This is a genomic window from Alistipes timonensis JC136 (assembly GCF_900107675.1).
GTDB classification, from domain to species: domain Bacteria; phylum Bacteroidota; class Bacteroidia; order Bacteroidales; family Rikenellaceae; genus Alistipes; species Alistipes timonensis.
In genome coordinates this window covers 516961-535411 of sequence record NZ_FNRI01000001.1, presented here as the reverse complement: position 1 = coordinate 535411, position 18451 = coordinate 516961, and the positions used below count along the sequence as shown (strand labels likewise).

Genomic DNA, 18451 nt, shown 5'->3' with positions numbered 1-18451 from the left:
GTTATTTCAAATGGAACATCATCATATCACAGCGGATCATCTTTCGATTGACCGGGTCCGCGAAATCATTGAACGACATCTGCTGCTCGCGCTGAGCGACGATGCCCGGCAGCGCATTGTCCGCTGCCGCGAGTACCTCGACCGCAAGATGGAGAACACCGAGCGGCCGATCTACGGCATCACCACCGGTTTCGGGTCGCTGTGCGATATCTCGGTGGGGCGCGACGATCTGTCGCGGTTGCAGCAGAACCTCGTGATGTCGCATGCCTGCGGCACCGGAGAGCGCGTGCCCTCGGAGATCGTGAAGCTGATCCTGCTGCTGAAAATCCAGTCGCTCTCCTACGGCCATTCGGGCGTGCAGCTGGCGACGGTCGAGCGTCTCGTGGAGTTTTTCAACCGCGACATCCTGCCCGTGGTCTACCAGCAGGGATCGCTGGGCGCTTCGGGCGACCTTGCGCCGCTGGCCCACATGAGCCTGCCGCTGCTGGGGCTCGGGGAGGTGGAGTATAAAGGCGAGGTTCGCCCCGCGGCCGACGTATTGGCCGAGGTGGGGCTGGAGCCGATCCGGCTGCAGTCGAAAGAGGGACTTGCCCTGCTGAACGGCACGCAGTTCATGAGTGCTTACGGTGTCTGGTCGCTGATCCGGGCCCGCCGGCTGAGCGAGTGGGCCGACAGGATCGGGGCGCTGGCGCTGGACGCCTTCGACGGGCGTATCGAGCCTTTCTGCGACGAGGTGCATCTCATCCGTGCCCACCGGGGGCAATTGGCCACGGCCCGCGCCATCCGCGGCTTGCTGGAGGGCAGCGAACTGATCGCCCGTGCAAAGAAGCATGTGCAGGACCCCTATTCGTTCCGCTGCATGCCGCAGGTGCACGGGGCTTCGAAGGACACCATCGATTATGTGGAGAGCGTGCTGACTACCGAGATCAACTCCACGACCGACAATCCGACGGTTTTCCCCGAGGAGGACATGGTCGTATCGGCGGGCAATTTCCACGGCCAGCCGATCGCCCTCGCAATGGATTTTCTGGCCATAGCTCTGGCCGAGCTGGGCAATATTTCGGAACGCCGCACCTATAAGTTGATTTCGGGAGCCCGCGAGCTGCCGAAATTCCTCGTGGCGAATCCCGGACTGAACAGCGGCTTCATGATCCCGCAGTACACTGCGGCCTCGATCGTCAGTCAGTCCAAGGGACTCTGCATGCCTGCGTCGGTCGACTCGATCCCCTCGTCGCAGGGGCAGGAGGACCATGTGAGCATGGGTTCCAACGCTGCGACGAAGCTCTGGCGCGTGGTCTGTAACACAGAACGGGTGCTGGCCATCGAACTGTTCAATGCTGCGCAGGCCATCGAGTTCCGCCGCCCGGCACGCACGTCGCCTGCGCTGGAACGCTTGTTGGCCGACTACCGGCAGCGGGTGCCGTTCATCGACAACGACGAGGTGATGTATCCCCATATCGAAGCCTCGATCCAATTCCTGCATACGCTATGAAGCTGCTGGTGAAAAATATCGGCCGCATCGTCGGCATCGAATCGACGGGCCGTCTCCGGGTCTGCGGTGCGGAGATGGACCGGCTGGAATGCTTCGACGATGCGTGGCTGCTGGTTGACAACGATCGTTTTGCGGCTTACGGGCGCATGGACGAGCTGGGCGAGATCGCCGCCGACCAGGTGGTTGATGCCGAAGAGGGCATGCTCTTTCCGTCGTTCTGCGACTCGCATACCCACCTGGTCTATGCCGGGAGCCGTGAACAGGAGTTTCTGGACAAGATCAACGGCCTGAGCTACGAGGAGATCGCCCGGCGGGGCGGGGGAATCCTCAATTCCGCCGACCTGCTGCACGAAACCTCCGAAGATGAGCTCTATGCGCAGGCAATGGAGCGTGTGCGCGAAATTACGGCGATGGGTACGGGGTGCGTGGAGATCAAAAGCGGCTACGGGCTTTCGACCGGGGACGAGCTGAAGATGTTGCGCGTCATCCGCCGCATCCGCGAAACGTCGCCGCTGGAGGTCCGCGCCACGTTCCTCGGGGCACATGCCGTGGCTCGGGCCTACCGGGGCCGGCAGGGGGAGTATGTCGACCTGATCTGCAACGAGATGCTGCCGGCCGTGGCGGCCGAAGGGCTGGCCGATTTCGTCGATGTTTTCTGCGATGAGGGATTTTTTACCGTCGAAGAGACGGCCCGCATCCTCCGGGTCGGGCGCAAGCTGGGCCTGCGGGGAAAGATTCACGCCAACGAACTGGCCGTCTCGGGCGGTGTGCAGGTGGGAGTGGAGTACGACGCCCTTTCGGTCGACCACCTCGAGCGTATGGGCGCGGCGGAAATCGAGGCCCTGCACGGTGCGGTGACCATGCCGACGCTGCTGCCCGGTGCGGCTTTCTTTCTCGGTATGAGTTATCCCCCGGCCAGGGAGATGATCGGTGCGGGGCTGGGCGTGGCGTTGGCTTCGGACTACAATCCCGGGTCGTCACCCTCGGGCAATATGCGCATGGTCGTTTCGCTGGCCTCGATCCGTATGAAGATGACTCCTGCGGAGGCCATCAATGCCGCGACGCTCAACGGCGCCTATGCCATGGGGCTGAGCCGCGACTACGGAAGCATCACTTTAGGTAAAGTCGCCAATTTCTTCATCACGAAGCCTATGTCATCCGTCGAGTTCTTCTCCTATGCCTATCAGACGCCGCTGATTCGGCGAGTGTTTTTAAAAGGCGGCGAAGTTTTCGGAATGGCTTAGTTTTTGAGGTTTTTGGCGGTATGCGAAATACTTGGTTGATAATCTGCCTTGCCGTGTGCGGGGCCGTAAATGCACAGAATATGAAACCGTTGACACCGGAAGAGAAGCGGGTGATCGTCGACAAGGGCACTGAAGCGCCTTTCACGGGCCGCTATTACAAACACAAGGAGCCGGGGACCTACGTCTGCCGCCAGTGCGGGGCGCCGTTGTACCGCTCGGCGGACAAGTTCGACGCCGGATGCGGCTGGCCGAGTTTCGACGACGAGATTCCCGGAGCCGTGAAACGGACCCCGGATGCCGACGGCCGGCGCACGGAGATCACCTGCGCCAAATGCGGAGCCCATCTGGGGCATGTTTTTGCGGGCGAGGGATTCACGCCCAAGAATACGCGCCACTGTGTCAACTCCATTTCGCTGGAGTTTGTGCCTGCGGACATAAAGGAGCAGACCGAGACGGCGATCTTCGCCGGAGGCTGTTTCTGGGGTGTGGAGCACCTGCTCTCGAAAGAGCCCGGGGTGCTCGATGTCGAGTCCGGTTATATCGGAGGCCATACCGAGAATCCTACCTATGAGGAGGTGTGCAGCCATCGCACGGGGCATGCCGAAGCGGTGCGTGTGACGTTCGATCCCGCGAAAGTTTCCTACGAGAAGCTGGCGCGGTTGTTTTTTGAGATTCACGACCCCACGCAGGTCGGCAGGCAGGGGCCCGATATCGGTGACCAGTACCGTTCGGAAATTTTCTACACCACGCCCGCTCAGCGCGAAACGGCCGAAAAGCTGATTGCCGAACTGCGCGCGAAGGGCTACGATGTCGTGACCGAGGTTACACAGGCCACGACTTTCTGGCCTGCCGAGGAGTACCATCAGGATTATTACGACCGCAAGGGCACGCAGCCCTATTGCCACGGATACACCAAGCGTTTCTGAAATGAAAACTCCCGGCCATGCGGCCGGGAGTTTTCATTTCAACAGGTTGTCCTCTTCGTCCTTGTATTCCGATTTTTTGGAGAATATCCCGCCGAGACCTTTCAGGGCTTTGACGGCCCGCACGCGGAAACTGTCCATCAGCGACCCGTCCTTCGAAACCGTGCCGTAGCCCGTCACGGCGCGCGCCCGGCGTTTGCGGACGAAAGCGATGCGGCCGTAGGGTTTCAGCCCGAGGGCCAGCGAGCCGTCCTCGCCGCGGATGATGTCGGTGCGGATGCCCACCTTGCGGGCCAACTCCGTATTGTAGGCGAAGACCAGTCCGCGGACGCTCAGTTCGGGCCGATTGAACGACTGGAGCCACAGGTGCGTGTCGCGGGCCAGTTCGTAGAACCAGAGTCCGAAAGCCGAGTGCGAAGCGTCGGGAATGTAGCTCCAGAGCGAGCTGACGGCCACGACGTCCCGGCGTTCCAGCGCGTCGACCATCGTCTCGACATAGCGCGGCGGGTACATCGTGTCGGCGTCGATGTTGATGTGGTACTTGCCGCGGGCGCGGCCCAGTCCGCAGAGCCGCGCATGCCCGCATCCGGGTGTCGTCTCGCGCTTCCACGGCAGGCCGACGGCTTCGAAAACCTCCGCCGTGCGGTCTTTCGAGAGGTTGTCGGTGCCGATGATCTCCATCGGGTAGCGGCATTGCTGTTCGGCGAGCGACCAGAGACACGCCAGCAGGCGCCGCTCCTCGTTATAGGCGATGACGGAGACCGTTACCAGCGGTTTGTCCGACTGCCGTTCGGCCAGTTTCGCGCGCACCTCGGCGACGGCTGCCGCGGGAGCTTCGGCGAAAGGCTTTTCATAGACGGGGAGAAATTTGGCGTACCATTTCATGCGTGTGCGGATTTGATTCTACAAAAGTAACATAAAAATCTGCTCTGCCAAACATTTTCGTCGGGGTGCACCGGCGGTACGGGGCAGGCTGTGTGCAAAAACAGCCCCGGAGGCTGCTTTTCTGCCCCTTTTCTGCCCTCCGGCGGTGCGGAATGCGGATATATTGTTTACTTTTGCGGTCGTAAACGGAATCGTATGAATCGCGTCAAAGGAATTCTCTGGGCGGCTCTCTCGTCGTCGACTTTCGGGTTGGCTCCATTGTTCACCCTGCTGCTGATCGGCGTGGGATATTCGTCATTCGAGGTGCTGACTTACCGCTGGGGCGTGGCGTCGCTCTGTCTGGGCGCCTACGGACTGATGGCAGGGTGTAACTTCCGCCTCGGCCGGCACGAACTGGGCACGGTGTTCCTGCTGAGCATTTTCCGGGCCGCCACGTCGCTGAGCCTGGTGATAGCCTACCAGAATATCGCCAGCGGAATGGCCTCGACGATCCATTTCATGTATCCGCTGGTCGTGGCATTGGTGATGATGTGCTTCTTCCGCGAACGCGGTTCGGTGTGGACCTTTGCTGCCATCGCCCTGTCGATCGTCGGGGCCGTGCTGCTCTCGCAGGGCAACGCCGGATTCACGCGCGGGGACACGACGCTGGGAATCGTATCGTCGGTGGTGTCGGTCGTTGCCTATGGCGGCTACATCGTGGGCGTGCGCAAGAGCCGGGCCGTGGAGATCGATTCCACGGTGCTGACCTGTTATGTGATGGCTTTCGGGGCGCTGTTCTTCATCATCGGAGGGTGCTTCACGGGCGGCATCCGTCTCGAGACCGATCCCCGTACGTGGCTCTGCATTCTCGGCATCGCCCTGCCCGCGACCGCTCTGTCGAACATGGCGCTGGTGCAGGCCATCAAAAGCATCGGGCCGACGCTGACCTCGATCTTCGGCGCTATGGAGCCGGTGACGGCCGTGGTGATCGGTGTATGCGTCTTCGCCGAGCCCTTCACGGTGCAGGGGGCGGGAGGTATTTTGTTGATTGTCGCGGCGGTGACGATGGTTGTCCTGCGCAGCCGGCGACCGTAAAATGATTCGATATATGGATATCAGAATGGAAAACATGATGGCCCTCCAGCGTGACGAGGCGACCAGTTATGAAGTCTATCGCAGACTCTCGCAGGTGGAGAAGGGTCCTGCGAACCGCGATGTGCTGCTGCGCATTGCCGCGGATGAAAAACGGCATTACGCCCTGCTGCGGACCCGCACGGGACGCGACGTGAGACCCGCGCGGGGAAAAGCCTGGCTCTACGTGCTGTTGGCGCGTGTGCTGGGCGTGACGTTTGCCGTGCGGCGGATGGAATTGGGCGAGAAGGATGCGGGCAGGCTCTATGCGAATTATCCCGATATGGAGGATTTTGTCGGCATGGCCCGCGACGAAGAGCGTCACGAACAGGAGTTGATCGGCCTGATCGATGAGGAGCGGCTGGCCTACATGGGTTCGGTGGTGCTGGGACTGAACGACGCGCTGGTGGAGTTCACGGGAGCGCTGGCGGGCTTCACGCTGGCGTTGGGAGACTCGCGCCTGATCGCCCTGACGGGCAGCATCACGGGAATTGCGGCAGCCCTTTCGATGGCCTCGTCGGAATACTTGTCGACCAAATCGGACAAGGAGCCCGGCAAGCGGCCGGTCAAAGCGGCGATCTATACCGGCATCGCTTATGTTGTGACGGTCGTGGCGCTGGTCATGCCTTTCGTGCTGATTTCGAATGCCCTTGCGGCGTTGGGCGTCATGCTGGCCGCCGCGCTGCTGATTATTGCGCTGTTCAACTACTATTATGCCGTGGCGCGGGCCGAGAGTTTCCGTCGCCGGTTTACCGAAATGGCTGTGTTGAGTTTTACGGTGGCGGGGATCAGTTTCCTGATCGGCTACCTGCTGAAAGCCCTCACAGGGATTGAGGCGTAGGGTATGGACGATATGAAAAATCCCGGAGTTCGGCGCTCCGGGATTTTTTGTCTTACAGCGTGAAGGTCATGGCGATCGGGTAGTGGTCCGAAATGAAAGGTGCCCCGTAGTTGCCGTCGAGTGTGGAGAAGGTCAGGCATTTGAGCTTGCCCCGGTAGTAGAGGTGGTCGATCACGATCGTGTCGGGAGCCGATCCGAATCCGTTGAAGGTCCCTTTGTGGTCCGTTTCCGGAGCCTTGTCGCGGACTGACTTCATGTATTTGGTCAGTGGTTTGAAGATCGGACTGTCGACCGGAGTGTTGAAATCTCCGCCCAGAACTGCCGTGCCTTTCGGACCCGCAATGCGCTGGATTTCGTTGACAATGAGTTTTATCGACTCTTCGCGGGCGATCTTGCCGCGGTGGTCGAGATGCGTGTTGAAATAGAAGAATTCCTTGCCCGAAGCCTTGTCGCGCAACTCGGCCCATGTCATTGTGCGGTTGCAGGCGCCGTCCCAGCCGCGCGAAACTTCGGAGGGCGTTTCGCTGAGCCAGAGCGTGCCGCTGTCCACCAGTTCGAAACGGTCGCGGAGGTAGTAAACGGCCATGATTTCGCCGCCTTCGGACCCGTCGTCGCGTCCCACGCCGACGCGGGCGTACTGCGGACATTCGGTGTCGATGTATTGCAGTTGGTCGATCAGTCCCTCCTGCACGCCGAATACGTCGGGTGCCTCCTGGCGGATCATCTGCGGTGTGGCATGGCGGCGTTTCATCCAGGCGTTGTCGCCGTCCCGGGCGCCGCTGTTGCGCAGGTTGTAGGAGATCAGTTTGATCGGCTGCGGGCCGTCGCCGGCAAATACCGGCATGGAAAAGCAGGCTGCGAGGAGCAGCAGAAGTGCGGTTCTTTTCATTATCATAGAGTTAGTGCTTTTTTCAGTCGTTCGAGGCCGTCGATCAGCAGCGTTCGCGGGCAGGCGATGTTCAGACGGATGAATCCTTCGCCTGCCGGGCCGTAAATCGCCCCGGGGTTGATGAAAAGACGTCCTTCCGTGAGCAGCCGGTCGGCAAGCGCCTCCGAGGTCATGCCTGCGGCGCGGCAGTCGATCCATGCCAGGTAGGTACCCTCGAGGGGCAGCACAGGGTATCGGGGCAGTTCCCGGGTGAGGTAGTCCCGCAGGAAAAGGTAGTTTTCATGGAGATAGGCGTTAAGCGCGTCGAGCCATTCGGCCCCCTCGTTGTAAGCCGCCGTGAGGGCGTCGATGGCAAAGGGGCTGATCTCGCCCGTTTCGTTCCGGCCGAGCGCCTCCTCGATGCGCGCCCTGATCGAGCCATCCGCGGCGAAGATATTGGCGACTTGCAATCCCGCGAGGTTGAAAGCCTTGCTGGGGGAGGTGCAGGTGACCGAGTGCCGGGCAAACTCCTCCGAAAGCGATGCGAAAGGCGTATAGCGGAAGCCGGGCATGATGAGTTCGCAGTGTATCTCGTCGGCGACGATGAAAACGTCGTTGCGCAGGCAGATTTCTCCGATGCGCCGCAGTTCTTCGGGTGTCCAGACGCGCCCTGCGGGGTTGTGGGGGTTGCAGAGCAGCATCAGCTTCACGTCCGGATCGGCTGCTGTGTGTTCCAGGGCTTCGAAATCAATGGTGTAGGTGTTGTCGCGGCAAACCAGCTCACATTCGGCGGCTTCACAACCGCTGTTGGCGACAGAGATGAAGAAATGGTTGTAGACGGGAGTCTGCACCAGCACTTTGTCGCCCGGCCGGGTCAGTGCCCGGAGAATGGCCGCCAGGGCCGGGATCACGCCGGTCACAGGATGTATCCATTCGCGCTCCGGCGCCCAGCCGTGGCGCCGGGAAAACCACCTCGTGATTGCCGCATAGTAGCTTTCCGGGACCTTCGCATAGCCGAAAATACCGTGCTCGACCCTGCGGCGAAGCGCCTCGATGACAGCCGGTGCCGTCCTGAAATCCATATCTGCCACCCACATCGGCAGTATGTCCGGTGCGGGCTGTTCGTCCCATTTCACGGAGTGTGTGCCCCGCCGCGGGATCAGTTCATCGAAATCGTAGTTCATCATAGTACAATACGTAAAATTGCAGTCGAAGGTTTCAGTCGGCAGGGGTAAAAACCGTTGCATAACAAAAAATCCCCGCTCCGATAGGGGAGCAGGGATTGCTGTTGGTTGGCGGTGCGTAGGGGACTCGAACCCCTGACCCCGTGCGTGACAGGCACGTATTCTAACCAGCTGAACTAACGCACCATTCCGGTTATTGCGAGTGCAAAGATACCGTTTTTTCTGAAAACTGCAAATATTTGCGGCATATTTTTTTAGTTTGCCGTACCAAAATCCGACGATCGTGCTGAGGGATGGGGTTATAAAGCGTCTGCGGGGTGAGTTGGTAATATGATTTCTTCCTAAGAAACCACAGCTCCGACTAAAGCAACGATTATCTATCCATAGGTGCATACTACGCCCATGTTATGATAAACATTTTGGTATTATCCTTTTTTGGTGCATCGTAGAATGACCGATCTGAGGCATCGGAATAAAAGATTTATTTGAAGAATCTAAAAATATGGATGGTTGTGTAAGTTGTTGATCTATATGCGATTTTGCGAGGGGGGGGGATTTTTTTATTTGAAAAATGCGCTTTTTTTGTTTGGTCTTTTAAACAAAAAAATATATTTTTGTGCAGCCATATATGGTTTCTTAGGAAGAAACCATACATAGCATACTCGTATTTCCAGTATCAGCGTCAGATTATCGAGAGTGAGAATTGTTCCGGGAAATACTTGGGACGGCTTGGTGTATGGCTAAATATCAGAGTATATAAATGCATTCTGGCATGGTTGCGATATACTCCCGCCGAAGATTCAATTCATTCGTAAGAGTGATGAAAGAGGTTTATATTGAAATATCGGATGTGAAACAGCTGTGAAAATGAAAAATTTGATGAAAGGACTCTTGTTCCTGGGCCTGACGTTTTGCGGCGTTTGTGCACAGGGGCAGCGTGTCGCGGTTAAAACCAATCTGCTTTACGATGCTCTTTACACTGTAAACCTTGGCGTGGAGGTCGGAATGGCGCCGCGGTGGACACTCGACGTGTCGGGCAACTACAACGGCTGGACGTTGTCGCATGAACGCAGGTGGAAACATTGGCTCGTGCAGCCCGAAGCGCGCTATTGGTTTTGCGACCGATTTGCAGGACATTTTCTGGGAATGCATATATTGGGCGGTAAATATAATATAGGTGGACTGAAAAACGGCATTTCGTTTCTGGGTACCGATTTCTCGAAAATCTCGGAGCGTCGCTATCAGGGCTGGTTCACCGGTGCTGGCGTCGCCTATGGCTACGCATGGATTCTGGGTACGCACTGGAATCTGGAAGCGGAGTTGGGCGTCGGATGGATCTATACGCGATTCGACAGTTATCCGTGCGCCAGATGCGGACGAAAGCTCGCCGAAGACCGGCCGCATCATTATGTGGGGCCGACCAAAGCGGCTGTTAATCTGGTCTATACCTTTTAATTCATGCAGTCATGAAGGCAAATAATATTTCGAAAATTCTTTTCTTCGGATTGTCGTTTTTGCTTGCGGAACAGCCGACGAAGGCGCAGCCGATCCTCGACGGTCGGGTGACTGTATCGAATCTGGCCGTGTCGCGTGCCGACGAGAAGTTGTTCGTAGCGATGGACATCGATGTTTCGGCGCTGGATCTTAAAACCAATTTGGAGATGCTGCTGACCCCGACGCTGACGCAGGGTGACGCGATTGTAACGTTGCCGCCGGTGCTGATCGCCGGCCGTAACCGCTATTACCATCATTTGCGCAATGGCCTGACGCCGGACGATGCGACACTCTACCGTGAGGGGTGTATCGGGGTGATCGAGTACCGGGCGGTGATTCCTTACGAAACGTGGATGAATACGGCGACGCTCAGCGCCAGGAGCCAGGTGCGCGGTTGCTGTGGCGCTCCGTTGTCGGATGCCGATGAGCGGCTGACGGCGCTCGGTTTCGAACCGGAGAAACGGTATTTTGTTCCGGTTCCGGTCTATGTCCGTCCCGAAGCGGAGGCGAAAATCCTTACGGTGGAAGGTTCCGCGAACATTGATTTTCCGGTCAACCGCACGGAAATCTACGACACCTATCGTAATAACCCCGTTGAGTTGCGGAAGATTCTCGCCACGATTGATGCCGTCAAAGCCGACGCCGACACTAAGATCATCGGTGTGACGATCAAAGGTTACGCTTCGCCGGAAGGCACGTATGCCAACAATGAACGGTTGGCGAAGGGGCGTACGCAGACGCTCAGGGAGTATGTGCAGCGGCAATACGATTTTCCCGAGTCGCTGCTCACAACCGATTACGAACCGGAAGATTGGGCCGGCCTGGAACGCTTTGTCGAGACATCGGGGCTTGCCGACCGGACGGCGATTCTTGCGGTGATCCGCAGCGATCTGGCGCCCGACGCGAAAGAGTGGCGGATCAAAAAGAATTATCCCGAAGCATACGCCTATCTGCTTGCAAACGTCTACCCGGGGTTGCGTCATTCGGACTATGCCGTGAAGTACGAGGTTCGCGCCTATACCGACGTGGCCGAGATCCGGCGTCTGTTGAAGACGCAGCCGCAGAAATTGAGTTTGCAGGAGATGTATATGGCCGCACAGGAGATGGAGCCGGGCAGTGACGAGTATGCCGAGACGTTCGAAATCGCCGTGCGCATGTTCCCCGACGATCCGACGGCCAACCTCAATGCCGCCACGACGGCGATGATGCGCGGCGATTTGAAGCGTGCGGAACGCTATTTGTCCAAAGCCGGCGATCGGGCCGAGGCGCTCTATGCCAGGGGCGTGCTGGCGGCGCTGTCGGAAAGGTACGATGCGGCGGCGGCAATCTTCGAGGAGGCCCGCGGTCGCGGCATCGCTGAAGCGGAGGAGGCTTTGCGACAGGTCGGAGAGTTGGCGAATGAACCGAAATAGATCACTTAATACATATATGCAATGAAGCTTCTGAACAATTTTTTAGCAGCCCTTTTCGCCGTGGGTATGGCAATGGGGTGCAGCAACGATGACGTTGTGGACACTGTCGGCGGCGGCAGTGAGGTTAATCCGGGTGACAAGGTTTATGTGTCTGTATCCGTGTCACTGCCTACTGCGGGCAAGGGTACGCGAAGCACTACCGTCGATCCCGAAGACGGTTCTTCGGCAAGCGACGGTAAGACCGAGATCGGCAAGGATCATGAGAACACGGTCAATCGCATGCTTATCGTACTGGCCCGTCCCAGCGACAACGGCTACATCACTTCCGGTACGGTAGATACCGGTCTCGAAATGTCGCAGACTTCGGTCAGGGCGACCTCCAAACTCTCGAAGACCGCACTGGCCGCTTATTATAACAACAATCCTCTCTCCGATCAGCGGGTCAACGTCTTCGTCATCTGCAACTATACCGACGATCTGCTGACGAGTTTCAGAACCTCGGACGACAGTCAGAGCGGCTTCGCTCTCGGCGATACGTCGTGGATCGACAAGGTTTGCGAGGTGTCGGAAACCGACAAGGAAACCGACAATAAGAACACGTCAATCTGGGCTCCCGGCGCGATGCTGATGACCAATGCCACCATCGCCACGAAGATGCTGCCCCGCACGCTCAAAGAGTGGGATGACTATTCGTCGGCTTCCAAGCCCCTCGATTTCTCGATCAACTCTTCGACTTCCAGCGGCGACCGCCTCGAAAACAACGGTCCCGTGCGTGTCGAGCGTTCGGTGGCACGCTTCGACTTCCGCGACGGCAGCGAGCTGGGCGGTAATAAGTATCATGTGGTTGCCGCGAAGCTGACCGACGATGCGACGAACCCCGTCGACATCGTCGATATCGAGCTCAATCGCATGGCGTTGGTCAACATGAGCAACAAGTTCTACTATTTCCGCCGCGTTACCGATGCCGGTTCCATAGAGGGCGGCGTTTGCCGTCCTGAGATTCCGTGGGGAACGACGCCGGGCAACTATGTCGTCGATGTAGACTACGCTACGAAAGCGCCGGGTCTGTCGGCTTACAATTTCCCGTTGTTCCGTGTGGGCACCGAGAGCGGTGACGGCGTCATCGATCCGGTAGCCCGCGAGCAGTGGTACACCTCGTCGATCGCAGAGGTGCTGGGTACGGATAAGGAGGACGACAATTACACGGGCGATGGCTCTACATCGTACAAAATCTGGCGTTATGTGACTGAGAATACGGTGAACGAAACCAAGCGTATGACCGCCGGCCTGTCGACGGGAGTCGTATTCAAAGGCCGGATGGTGCCTACGGATGCTGCGCGGAACTCGACCGACGAGCAGATCGCAGCACTGGCCAAAGTGCTCGACTACGATATGAGTGATGCCTCGCTGGAGCTCGGTCACAACACCAATACCGATCCCATTCTCTACACGTTCGGCGGCAATCTCTATCTGCGTTGGCCCAATGTGGCTAAGGCGGCATTGAAGGCTGCGACGTTGGAGGACGGCACGATCGTTACGACCAACAGTTTCTACGAAGCGGTGTTCGGCAAAGGTGCCCACGAAGGCGAAGGACAGGATGTGGATAGTCCCAACTATCTGTGGCATGAGTGGAACGACAAAGAAAAGACGGACGATGCACTTCAACTGTTCAAAAAGGCCGCGACCAAAAACGGCATCACGCTCTACCAGTCCAGTGAGGACGACGGCGACTGGGGCTACTACTGCTACTATTTCTACTGGAACCGTCACGACAACAACGACAATGCAGGCGTGATGGGAGACATGGAGTTCGCCGTCGTGCGTAACAACGTCTACAAACTCGCCGTGACGAAGATCAACCGTCTCGGACATCCCCGTCTCTCGGAGAACGATCCCGATCCCGTCGATCCCAAAGATCCCGACGAGACCGGCGATGTCTATATCTCGGTATCCGTCGAGGTGTTGCCGTGGGTGGTTCGTGTGAACGAGATCGAATTCTGAAAATGCGGACCGAAAGACGAAATCCGGTTTTACGGTTCATCGGTGCGGCGCTCGGCGCCGCGCTGATGATTGCCGCTTTGCCTGCGTGCGAGAACATCTACGAGGACCTTCAACCGTGTCCTCATGGTGTGTCGTTGCGTTTCGTCTACGATTACAACATGGCGTATGCCAACGCTTTCCCCCGGGAGGTGGACTGTCTGACGCTGCTGGTTTTCGACGATGAAGACCGCTACGTTGCGACGCGGACGGTCACGGGAGATGAGTTGCGCGACGAGAACTACCGGATGACCCTCGACCTTGAAGCGGGGACCTACCGATTCGTGGCTTACGGAGGTCTTGCCTGCGGGCGGCGTTCGTTCTCGATGATGTCTGTGCCTGTGCGGGGAGCGTGTTTTTCCGACCTGCGGGTGCGGATGGAGGCCGATTGTCTGTCGAATCCCGATCGGAAACGGCTGCACGGTCTCTATTGGGGCACGCTGGCGCTTTCGACCGCCGATCTCTATGCGGAAGGCACTGTCAGGATGATGAAGAACACGAACAATATCCGCATCGTACTTCAACAGGAGAACGGCGGGACGCTGTCGCCCGATGATTTCGATTTCGAGATTACCGACGACAATACGCTGTTCGGTTCCGACAATGATCTTCTCTCCGCCGGCACGGTGACCTACACGCCGTGGAAGACGGGGCAGGCGCAGACCGGCGTGACGATCGTGGGCGACAATGTCGTTCCCGAGGCCGTGGGAGTGGCCTATGCCGAGCTGAGCACCTCGCGGCTGATGACCAAGAGCGCTCCGCGGCTCGTCGTTCGTCGGCATTCCGACGGCGGGGCGGTCGTGGACATGCCGTTGAAGCGATACCTGCTTATGCTGCGCAGCGATCGTTACGACGACATGGACGATCAGGAGTACCTGGATCGGGAGTGCGACTTCGTGCTCTTCTTCTTCCTGCGGCCCGACGGTTCGTGGATCGATACGCGGATCGTCGTGAACGATTGGGTGGTGCGGATCAACGATGCGGAGATGTAACGAGCAATTTACGGAATGGGACGATCGGTATATGTTGTCGTATGGGTGTGTCTTGCGCTTCTGGCGTCGGGATGCAGGCGGAGTGCGGACGTATCTGCCGAAGAGCAGCCGTTTCTGGTGAATCTCGATCTGAACGTCGCATTGTCCGATATCGCCATCCCCCGGTCGCGGGTTTCTTCGGATGCGGCTCCGGCGAATGACGACGAGAAGATGCAGACGTTGCGCATCATCGTCGTCCGGCCCGATGGAACGGTAGAGGCCAACCGCTTCGTCAAACCCTCCGTGGCGTTGGTGTACGACCGGCAGGAACGGTTCAAAGTCGTAGGCCGCGAGAAAAAACGGGTCTATCTCTTCGTGAACGAAGGCAATACCATGGTCGAGACGATGGACGGGACGCCGGTATCGGCCGGCGGAAAGCTATCGGAATATCTTACGGCGATAGGGGTGGGCGATTCGTTCCCTGCGGACGTGCTGGCCTCGCTGGTCATTCGCTTGGAGGGCGATTCGTCGCAGCTCTCCGGAGCGCTGCCCATGAACGAGAGCCACGAGATCGAGGTCGGGGCGACGGATTGCAGTTTCGAACTCTTCGTGACGCGCGCGGCGGTGAAGTTCACCTATCGGATTACGAATCAGAGTGAGCGGAAGCTCGTACTGACCGGGCTTGCCATAGACCGGATGGCCCGCAGGGAGTATTATCTGCCTCACGGGACCGTATACGCGGACAATGAGGACGGCATCCGGGAGATCGTGCAGTACGATGCCGTACCGGCCGATTACTATACGTTCGTTTATGCCGACGACGCAATTTCCGATGCCGGCATCGCACTGCCGCACGGAAAAACGGTGGAATTGCCGGCGATCTATCTGCTGGAGGGAAAGTCTGCGGAGCCGTATGCGACGAGCCTTTCGATCAATGGCATCGAACAGCGCAAAGCGTTCCCTTCGTTGCCGCAGTTGCCGCGCAATACGCATGTGGTTGTCAACGCCCGCATCCCCCGGTACGGGAATGGGGCGGTGGAGTGGCAGGTGGATGTCGTCCCGTACGATGAGGTGCTCTTGGAGCCGGGATTCGGTATCTGAGGCGAATAATACGCAGAAAATGAATCGAACTATTCTCTATATATTTTGGGCGGGGATGGCGCTGTTCGGGTTGTCTGCATGTGCGGACGATCCGCTGGCGGACGGCGCTTCGCCGGGACAAGGCGAAAGCGTCGTTACGTTCGGTGCGATGTTCCGTCCGCTGAGGGACGCTTCGCTCGGAAAGACGCGCAGCGCCAAAGGCGATGCCATCGGAAAGATCGACGATATCTTCGTCGTGTGGTATCTGGAGAACGGCGTGATGGCCGGATGCCGGTATTTTTCCGGCGGCGAACTGACGCTGACCGATGTGCCGCGTTCAGAGAGCAAGACGGAGCGCGAAACCAAACATGCGGAGTTCTCCTGCGAAGTGCCTTTCGGGCGTTATCGTATCTATGCCGTGGCCAATATGGGCGATCTGAGCGACGACGAGGCCATCCGTTCCGAGAAGAGCTTTCGGGCTATCCCGTTGAAGTGGATCGGGGAGGACGTGACGAAAAACTGCCAGATGTCGGGGTATTTTACCGAGGAGCCGTCCACGGCCTACGGCAAAGGCAAGCCGCAATTGGTGACGATAGACCGGCCGAGCGTGTCGCTCCATGCATGGGTCCGCCGTGCGGCGTCGAAGGTCACCGTATCGTTCGATGCGGAGAATCTCAACGAAAACATCTTTATCTATCTCAAATCGGCACAGATCAGGGATATTCCCTCGCATTGTTCGCTCGTCGATGATAATACGCCCGTTTCTGCCGACGAACTGATTGCCGAAGGCGATATGATCCTTTACGGAAAGGGTGCCGACTACACGGAGTGGCCGAAACTTTCGTGCGGCCGCGGCGTGAACACCTTCGGAAACCATGCCGAGGACGCTCCGTCGCTGTTCTTCTACGAGAATATGCAGGGACAGCATCCCGACAAGCATCTGTATCAGGGCCCTGACAAGGACAATGTGCTCAACGGCACTTTCCTCGAGGTCAAAGGCTACTACATCAACCGTTCGGTCGACAACCCCTCCTACGGCAACATCACCTACCGCTGTATGTTGGGGCGTAACATGGAGGACGATTTCGACGCCGAGCGCAATACGCACTACAAACTGACGCTGGTGTTCAACAAGGACGCCAATAACCCCGACTGGCATATCGACTATGATTATGTTCCTCAGCCGCCGGAGATCGTCGTGGCCAGTCCGATGTACATTTCCTATCTCTCGAATCAGCAGTTGACGATTCCGCTGACGGTCTATTACGACAAAAACATCACGGAGGTCACGAAGGTTACGGCCGAGATTATCGGCAACGACTGGGGCTATTACGATCATCCCTATATTGATAAGGCCGCCAACGCTTTGACCGACGGATTCCTCTCGCTGGGTTTCATTGATAAGACTTCGGTAGGCGATCGGACGAAAGAATATACAGGCACGCAGACTTACAATAGCCCGGTGAGCGTGGACGACAAGCGCTACCGGTTCGATATTCCCGTTTACACGCGTCCGATGACGCTTGGCAGCGGATTCTCCGGCAACAACTATTATGTCGGACGCCGACGCTATGCGCAGGTCCGGTTTACGGCGTGGAACGGCGAGACGAAGTTGACGGAAAAGGTCGTCGAGGTGATCCAGTCGCGGCGACTGGTCAATCCCAAAGGTATCTGGCGCAAGGGATCGTCGACCAAGCCCTTCCGCATTACGCTGAAGAACTCCGATTCCAGCCCCAACGTGGCCCATGAATTCGAAGCCCTGCCTTCCGACGGACCTTGGACTGCGAGGATTCTCGACGGCAGTGATTGGGTGCGTATCAAAGATACGGAGTCTGCCGTGTGGGGTACGGAGCCGGTTACGGGAGGTACGGGTTCGAATATTGAGTTCGACTACAAACCCGACACGGAATATCGGGACGGAAGCCGCTTTGGCCGAATTGAAATCACGTTCCATAACAATACCTGCACCCACGTCGTGCTGGTGAGCCAGGGCCTCGGACCGGTCGAGATCGAGGGACGCAAGTGGCACATGACCAATGTCGAATACTGCGGTGCCGACACGGACAATCCGCTGCTCGAAGGCTCTATGTTCAAGTTCGGCAATTCGACTGATGCGATCGCATCCACCAACAATTTGAAGGATGGATACGGATTCGATATTTCCTGTTATGACAAAACATTCGACATTTATAATGCTTCGGGAGGGAAAAGCTCGAAAACATTCAAAGCGATCCCCGCCTATCGGAACGGCTTCACGGAGGCTGGAATGCAGCAGGATATCAAAAACGGAAACAAAGCGTGCCATGTAGCCACCGCCGACGATTGGAAATCGTTGTCGAATCCGACGCAGTTCATTCGTTATTACGGAATTCTCTATGGGGATGAGTGCACCCATACGCTCGATGCCAATACGGTTACGAATACCTATACCAGCGTAGGCCAGGAACGCGGAATGAGAGGCTGTTTCGTCTATGACACTAAGACGCATAAGCATCTCTTTTTCCCGATTGGCAACACCGGCTACGGGCGGCGCAAGCATAAGGATCAGACTACTACGAGTACTCCGTTGAGAGGAAATGGCGTGTTGAAGTACGCCAACCGTGCAGAGGAGATGGACGAAGGGAAAGCCATGACAATGCCTTGTTTCTACGATCTTTATACAAGCACGGGGGCTCTTTATTATTACGGTTTGCGGAGTCTTAAAGCGGGAAAACCTTCCACATCCACCAATGATAATGACTTCTATTACGGGTTCGATATCAACTATTTCACCTTTGGTTTCGAAAGTTATGATACTAATATCATGTCTTCGGATGGGAACACTTCCACGAAACTTTCATCCGATGCCGCATTCCTGCGGCGCGTTGACGACTGACGGGCGGGCCGGTGTTCGAACCGTCGGATATCACT

14 protein-coding genes and 1 tRNA gene are annotated in these 18451 nt (G+C 57.7%); 11 read left to right on the top strand and 4 right to left on the bottom strand.

Annotated elements, in window-relative coordinates:
• Positions 1–10: 10 nt before the first annotated feature.
• From hutH to BLU78_RS02120, 3 genes are all read left to right on the top strand, one after another.
• The gene (hutH, locus tag BLU78_RS02130) at positions 11–1492 is read left to right on the top strand and encodes a histidine ammonia-lyase (RefSeq protein WP_010259868.1); all 1482 of its coding nucleotides are present in this window, start codon (positions 11–13) and stop codon (positions 1490–1492) included.
• Positions 1489–2736, top strand: coding sequence for an imidazolonepropionase (gene hutI / locus BLU78_RS02125; protein ID WP_010259867.1), 1248 nt, complete (start codon positions 1489–1491; stop codon positions 2734–2736). Before hutH ends, hutI begins: the two co-directional genes overlap by 4 nt.
• Before the next feature lie 80 nt (positions 2737–2816).
• On the top strand, positions 2817–3662 hold the full coding sequence (locus tag BLU78_RS02120) for a bifunctional methionine sulfoxide reductase B/A protein (RefSeq protein ID WP_010259865.1): 846 nt from the start codon (positions 2817–2819) through the stop codon (positions 3660–3662).
• Between the two features lie 33 nt (positions 3663–3695).
• On the opposite strand, the gene BLU78_RS02115 is transcribed toward BLU78_RS02120, so the two are convergent.
• Positions 3696–4544, bottom strand: a complete 849-nt coding sequence (locus BLU78_RS02115) for a glycosyltransferase family 2 protein (RefSeq protein WP_010259864.1) — start codon at positions 4542–4544, stop codon at positions 3696–3698.
• A 195-nt stretch (positions 4545–4739) separates the two neighbouring features.
• On the opposite strand from BLU78_RS02115, the gene BLU78_RS02110 reads away from it, so the two are divergent.
• Positions 4740–5618 (top strand): DMT family transporter, encoded by an 879-nt coding sequence (locus tag BLU78_RS02110; RefSeq protein WP_010259861.1) that lies wholly within the window; start codon positions 4740–4742, stop codon positions 5616–5618.
• Between the two features lie 13 nt (positions 5619–5631).
• Positions 5632–6495 carry a VIT1/CCC1 transporter family protein gene (locus tag BLU78_RS02105; protein ID WP_026020607.1) on the top strand — a complete coding sequence of 288 codons (864 nt, stop codon included), beginning with the start codon at positions 5632–5634 and terminating at the stop codon, positions 6493–6495.
• Between the two features lie 52 nt (positions 6496–6547).
• Here BLU78_RS02105 and BLU78_RS02100 read toward each other — a convergent pair whose 3' ends face one another.
• The 3 genes from BLU78_RS02100 to BLU78_RS02090 form a co-directional block, all read right to left on the bottom strand.
• Positions 6548–7384 (bottom strand): endonuclease/exonuclease/phosphatase family protein, encoded by an 837-nt coding sequence (locus BLU78_RS02100; RefSeq protein WP_026020606.1) that lies wholly within the window; start codon positions 7382–7384, stop codon positions 6548–6550.
• A gap of 2 nt (positions 7385–7386) precedes the next feature.
• Positions 7387–8550: a MalY/PatB family protein gene (locus BLU78_RS02095; protein WP_010259853.1), complete on the bottom strand. Its 1164-nt coding sequence runs from the start codon at positions 8548–8550 to the stop codon at positions 7387–7389.
• A gap of 106 nt (positions 8551–8656) precedes the next feature.
• A tRNA-Asp gene (locus BLU78_RS02090) sits at positions 8657–8733 on the bottom strand.
• Between the two features lie 681 nt (positions 8734–9414).
• On the opposite strand from BLU78_RS02090, the gene BLU78_RS02085 reads away from it, so the two are divergent.
• Genes BLU78_RS02085 through BLU78_RS02060 form a run of 6 tightly spaced genes read left to right on the top strand, consistent with a single transcriptional unit; the run spans position 9415 to position 18416 of the window.
• Positions 9415–10002 (top strand): DUF3575 domain-containing protein, encoded by a 588-nt coding sequence (locus BLU78_RS02085; RefSeq protein WP_010259835.1) that lies wholly within the window; start codon positions 9415–9417, stop codon positions 10000–10002.
• 11 nt (positions 10003–10013) lie between these two features.
• Entirely contained in the window at positions 10014–11453 is a 1440-nt protein-coding gene (locus tag BLU78_RS02080) for a DUF3868 domain-containing protein (protein WP_010259832.1), read from the top strand.
• A gap of 21 nt (positions 11454–11474) precedes the next feature.
• A complete protein-coding gene (locus BLU78_RS02075; protein ID WP_010259829.1) occupies positions 11475–13454 on the top strand; it encodes an Mfa1 family fimbria major subunit in 1980 nt (659 codons plus the stop codon).
• Positions 13455–13456: 2 nt separating this feature from the next.
• Complete coding sequence (locus BLU78_RS02070; RefSeq protein WP_010259826.1) at positions 13457–14482, top strand: FimB/Mfa2 family fimbrial subunit; 1026 nt, start codon at positions 13457–13459, stop codon at positions 14480–14482.
• Positions 14483–14497: 15 nt separating this feature from the next.
• Complete coding sequence (locus BLU78_RS02065) at positions 14498–15562, top strand: hypothetical protein (RefSeq protein ID WP_026020603.1); 1065 nt, start codon at positions 14498–14500, stop codon at positions 15560–15562.
• Positions 15563–15581: 19 nt separating this feature from the next.
• Entirely contained in the window at positions 15582–18416 is a 2835-nt protein-coding gene (locus BLU78_RS02060; RefSeq protein WP_231290727.1) for a DUF4906 domain-containing protein, read from the top strand.
• Positions 18417–18451 lie beyond the last annotated feature (35 nt).

What these genes read in the sequence shown, in the direction of transcription:
- hutH (WP_010259868.1), top strand. Translation starts at nt 11, where the DNA reads ATGGAACATCATCATATCACAGCGGATCATCTTTCGATTGACCGGGTC.
- hutI (WP_010259867.1), top strand. Translation starts at nt 1,489, where the DNA reads ATGAAGCTGCTGGTGAAAAATATCGGCCGCATCGTCGGCATCGAATCG.
- BLU78_RS02120 (WP_010259865.1), top strand. Translation starts at nt 2,817, where the DNA reads ATGAAACCGTTGACACCGGAAGAGAAGCGGGTGATCGTCGACAAGGGC.
- BLU78_RS02115 (WP_010259864.1), bottom strand. Translation starts at nt 4,544, where the DNA reads ATGAAATGGTACGCCAAATTTCTCCCCGTCTATGAAAAGCCTTTCGCC.
- BLU78_RS02110 (WP_010259861.1), top strand. Translation starts at nt 4,740, where the DNA reads ATGAATCGCGTCAAAGGAATTCTCTGGGCGGCTCTCTCGTCGTCGACT.
- BLU78_RS02105 (WP_026020607.1), top strand. Translation starts at nt 5,632, where the DNA reads ATGGATATCAGAATGGAAAACATGATGGCCCTCCAGCGTGACGAGGCG.
- BLU78_RS02100 (WP_026020606.1), bottom strand. Translation starts at nt 7,384, where the DNA reads ATGAAAAGAACCGCACTTCTGCTGCTCCTCGCAGCCTGCTTTTCCATG.
- BLU78_RS02095 (WP_010259853.1), bottom strand. Translation starts at nt 8,550, where the DNA reads ATGATGAACTACGATTTCGATGAACTGATCCCGCGGCGGGGCACACAC.
- BLU78_RS02085 (WP_010259835.1), top strand. Translation starts at nt 9,415, where the DNA reads ATGAAAAATTTGATGAAAGGACTCTTGTTCCTGGGCCTGACGTTTTGC.
- BLU78_RS02080 (WP_010259832.1), top strand. Translation starts at nt 10,014, where the DNA reads ATGAAGGCAAATAATATTTCGAAAATTCTTTTCTTCGGATTGTCGTTT.
- BLU78_RS02075 (WP_010259829.1), top strand. Translation starts at nt 11,475, where the DNA reads ATGAAGCTTCTGAACAATTTTTTAGCAGCCCTTTTCGCCGTGGGTATG.
- BLU78_RS02070 (WP_010259826.1), top strand. Translation starts at nt 13,457, where the DNA reads ATGCGGACCGAAAGACGAAATCCGGTTTTACGGTTCATCGGTGCGGCG.
- BLU78_RS02065 (WP_026020603.1), top strand. Translation starts at nt 14,498, where the DNA reads ATGGGACGATCGGTATATGTTGTCGTATGGGTGTGTCTTGCGCTTCTG.
- BLU78_RS02060 (WP_231290727.1), top strand. Translation starts at nt 15,582, where the DNA reads ATGAATCGAACTATTCTCTATATATTTTGGGCGGGGATGGCGCTGTTC.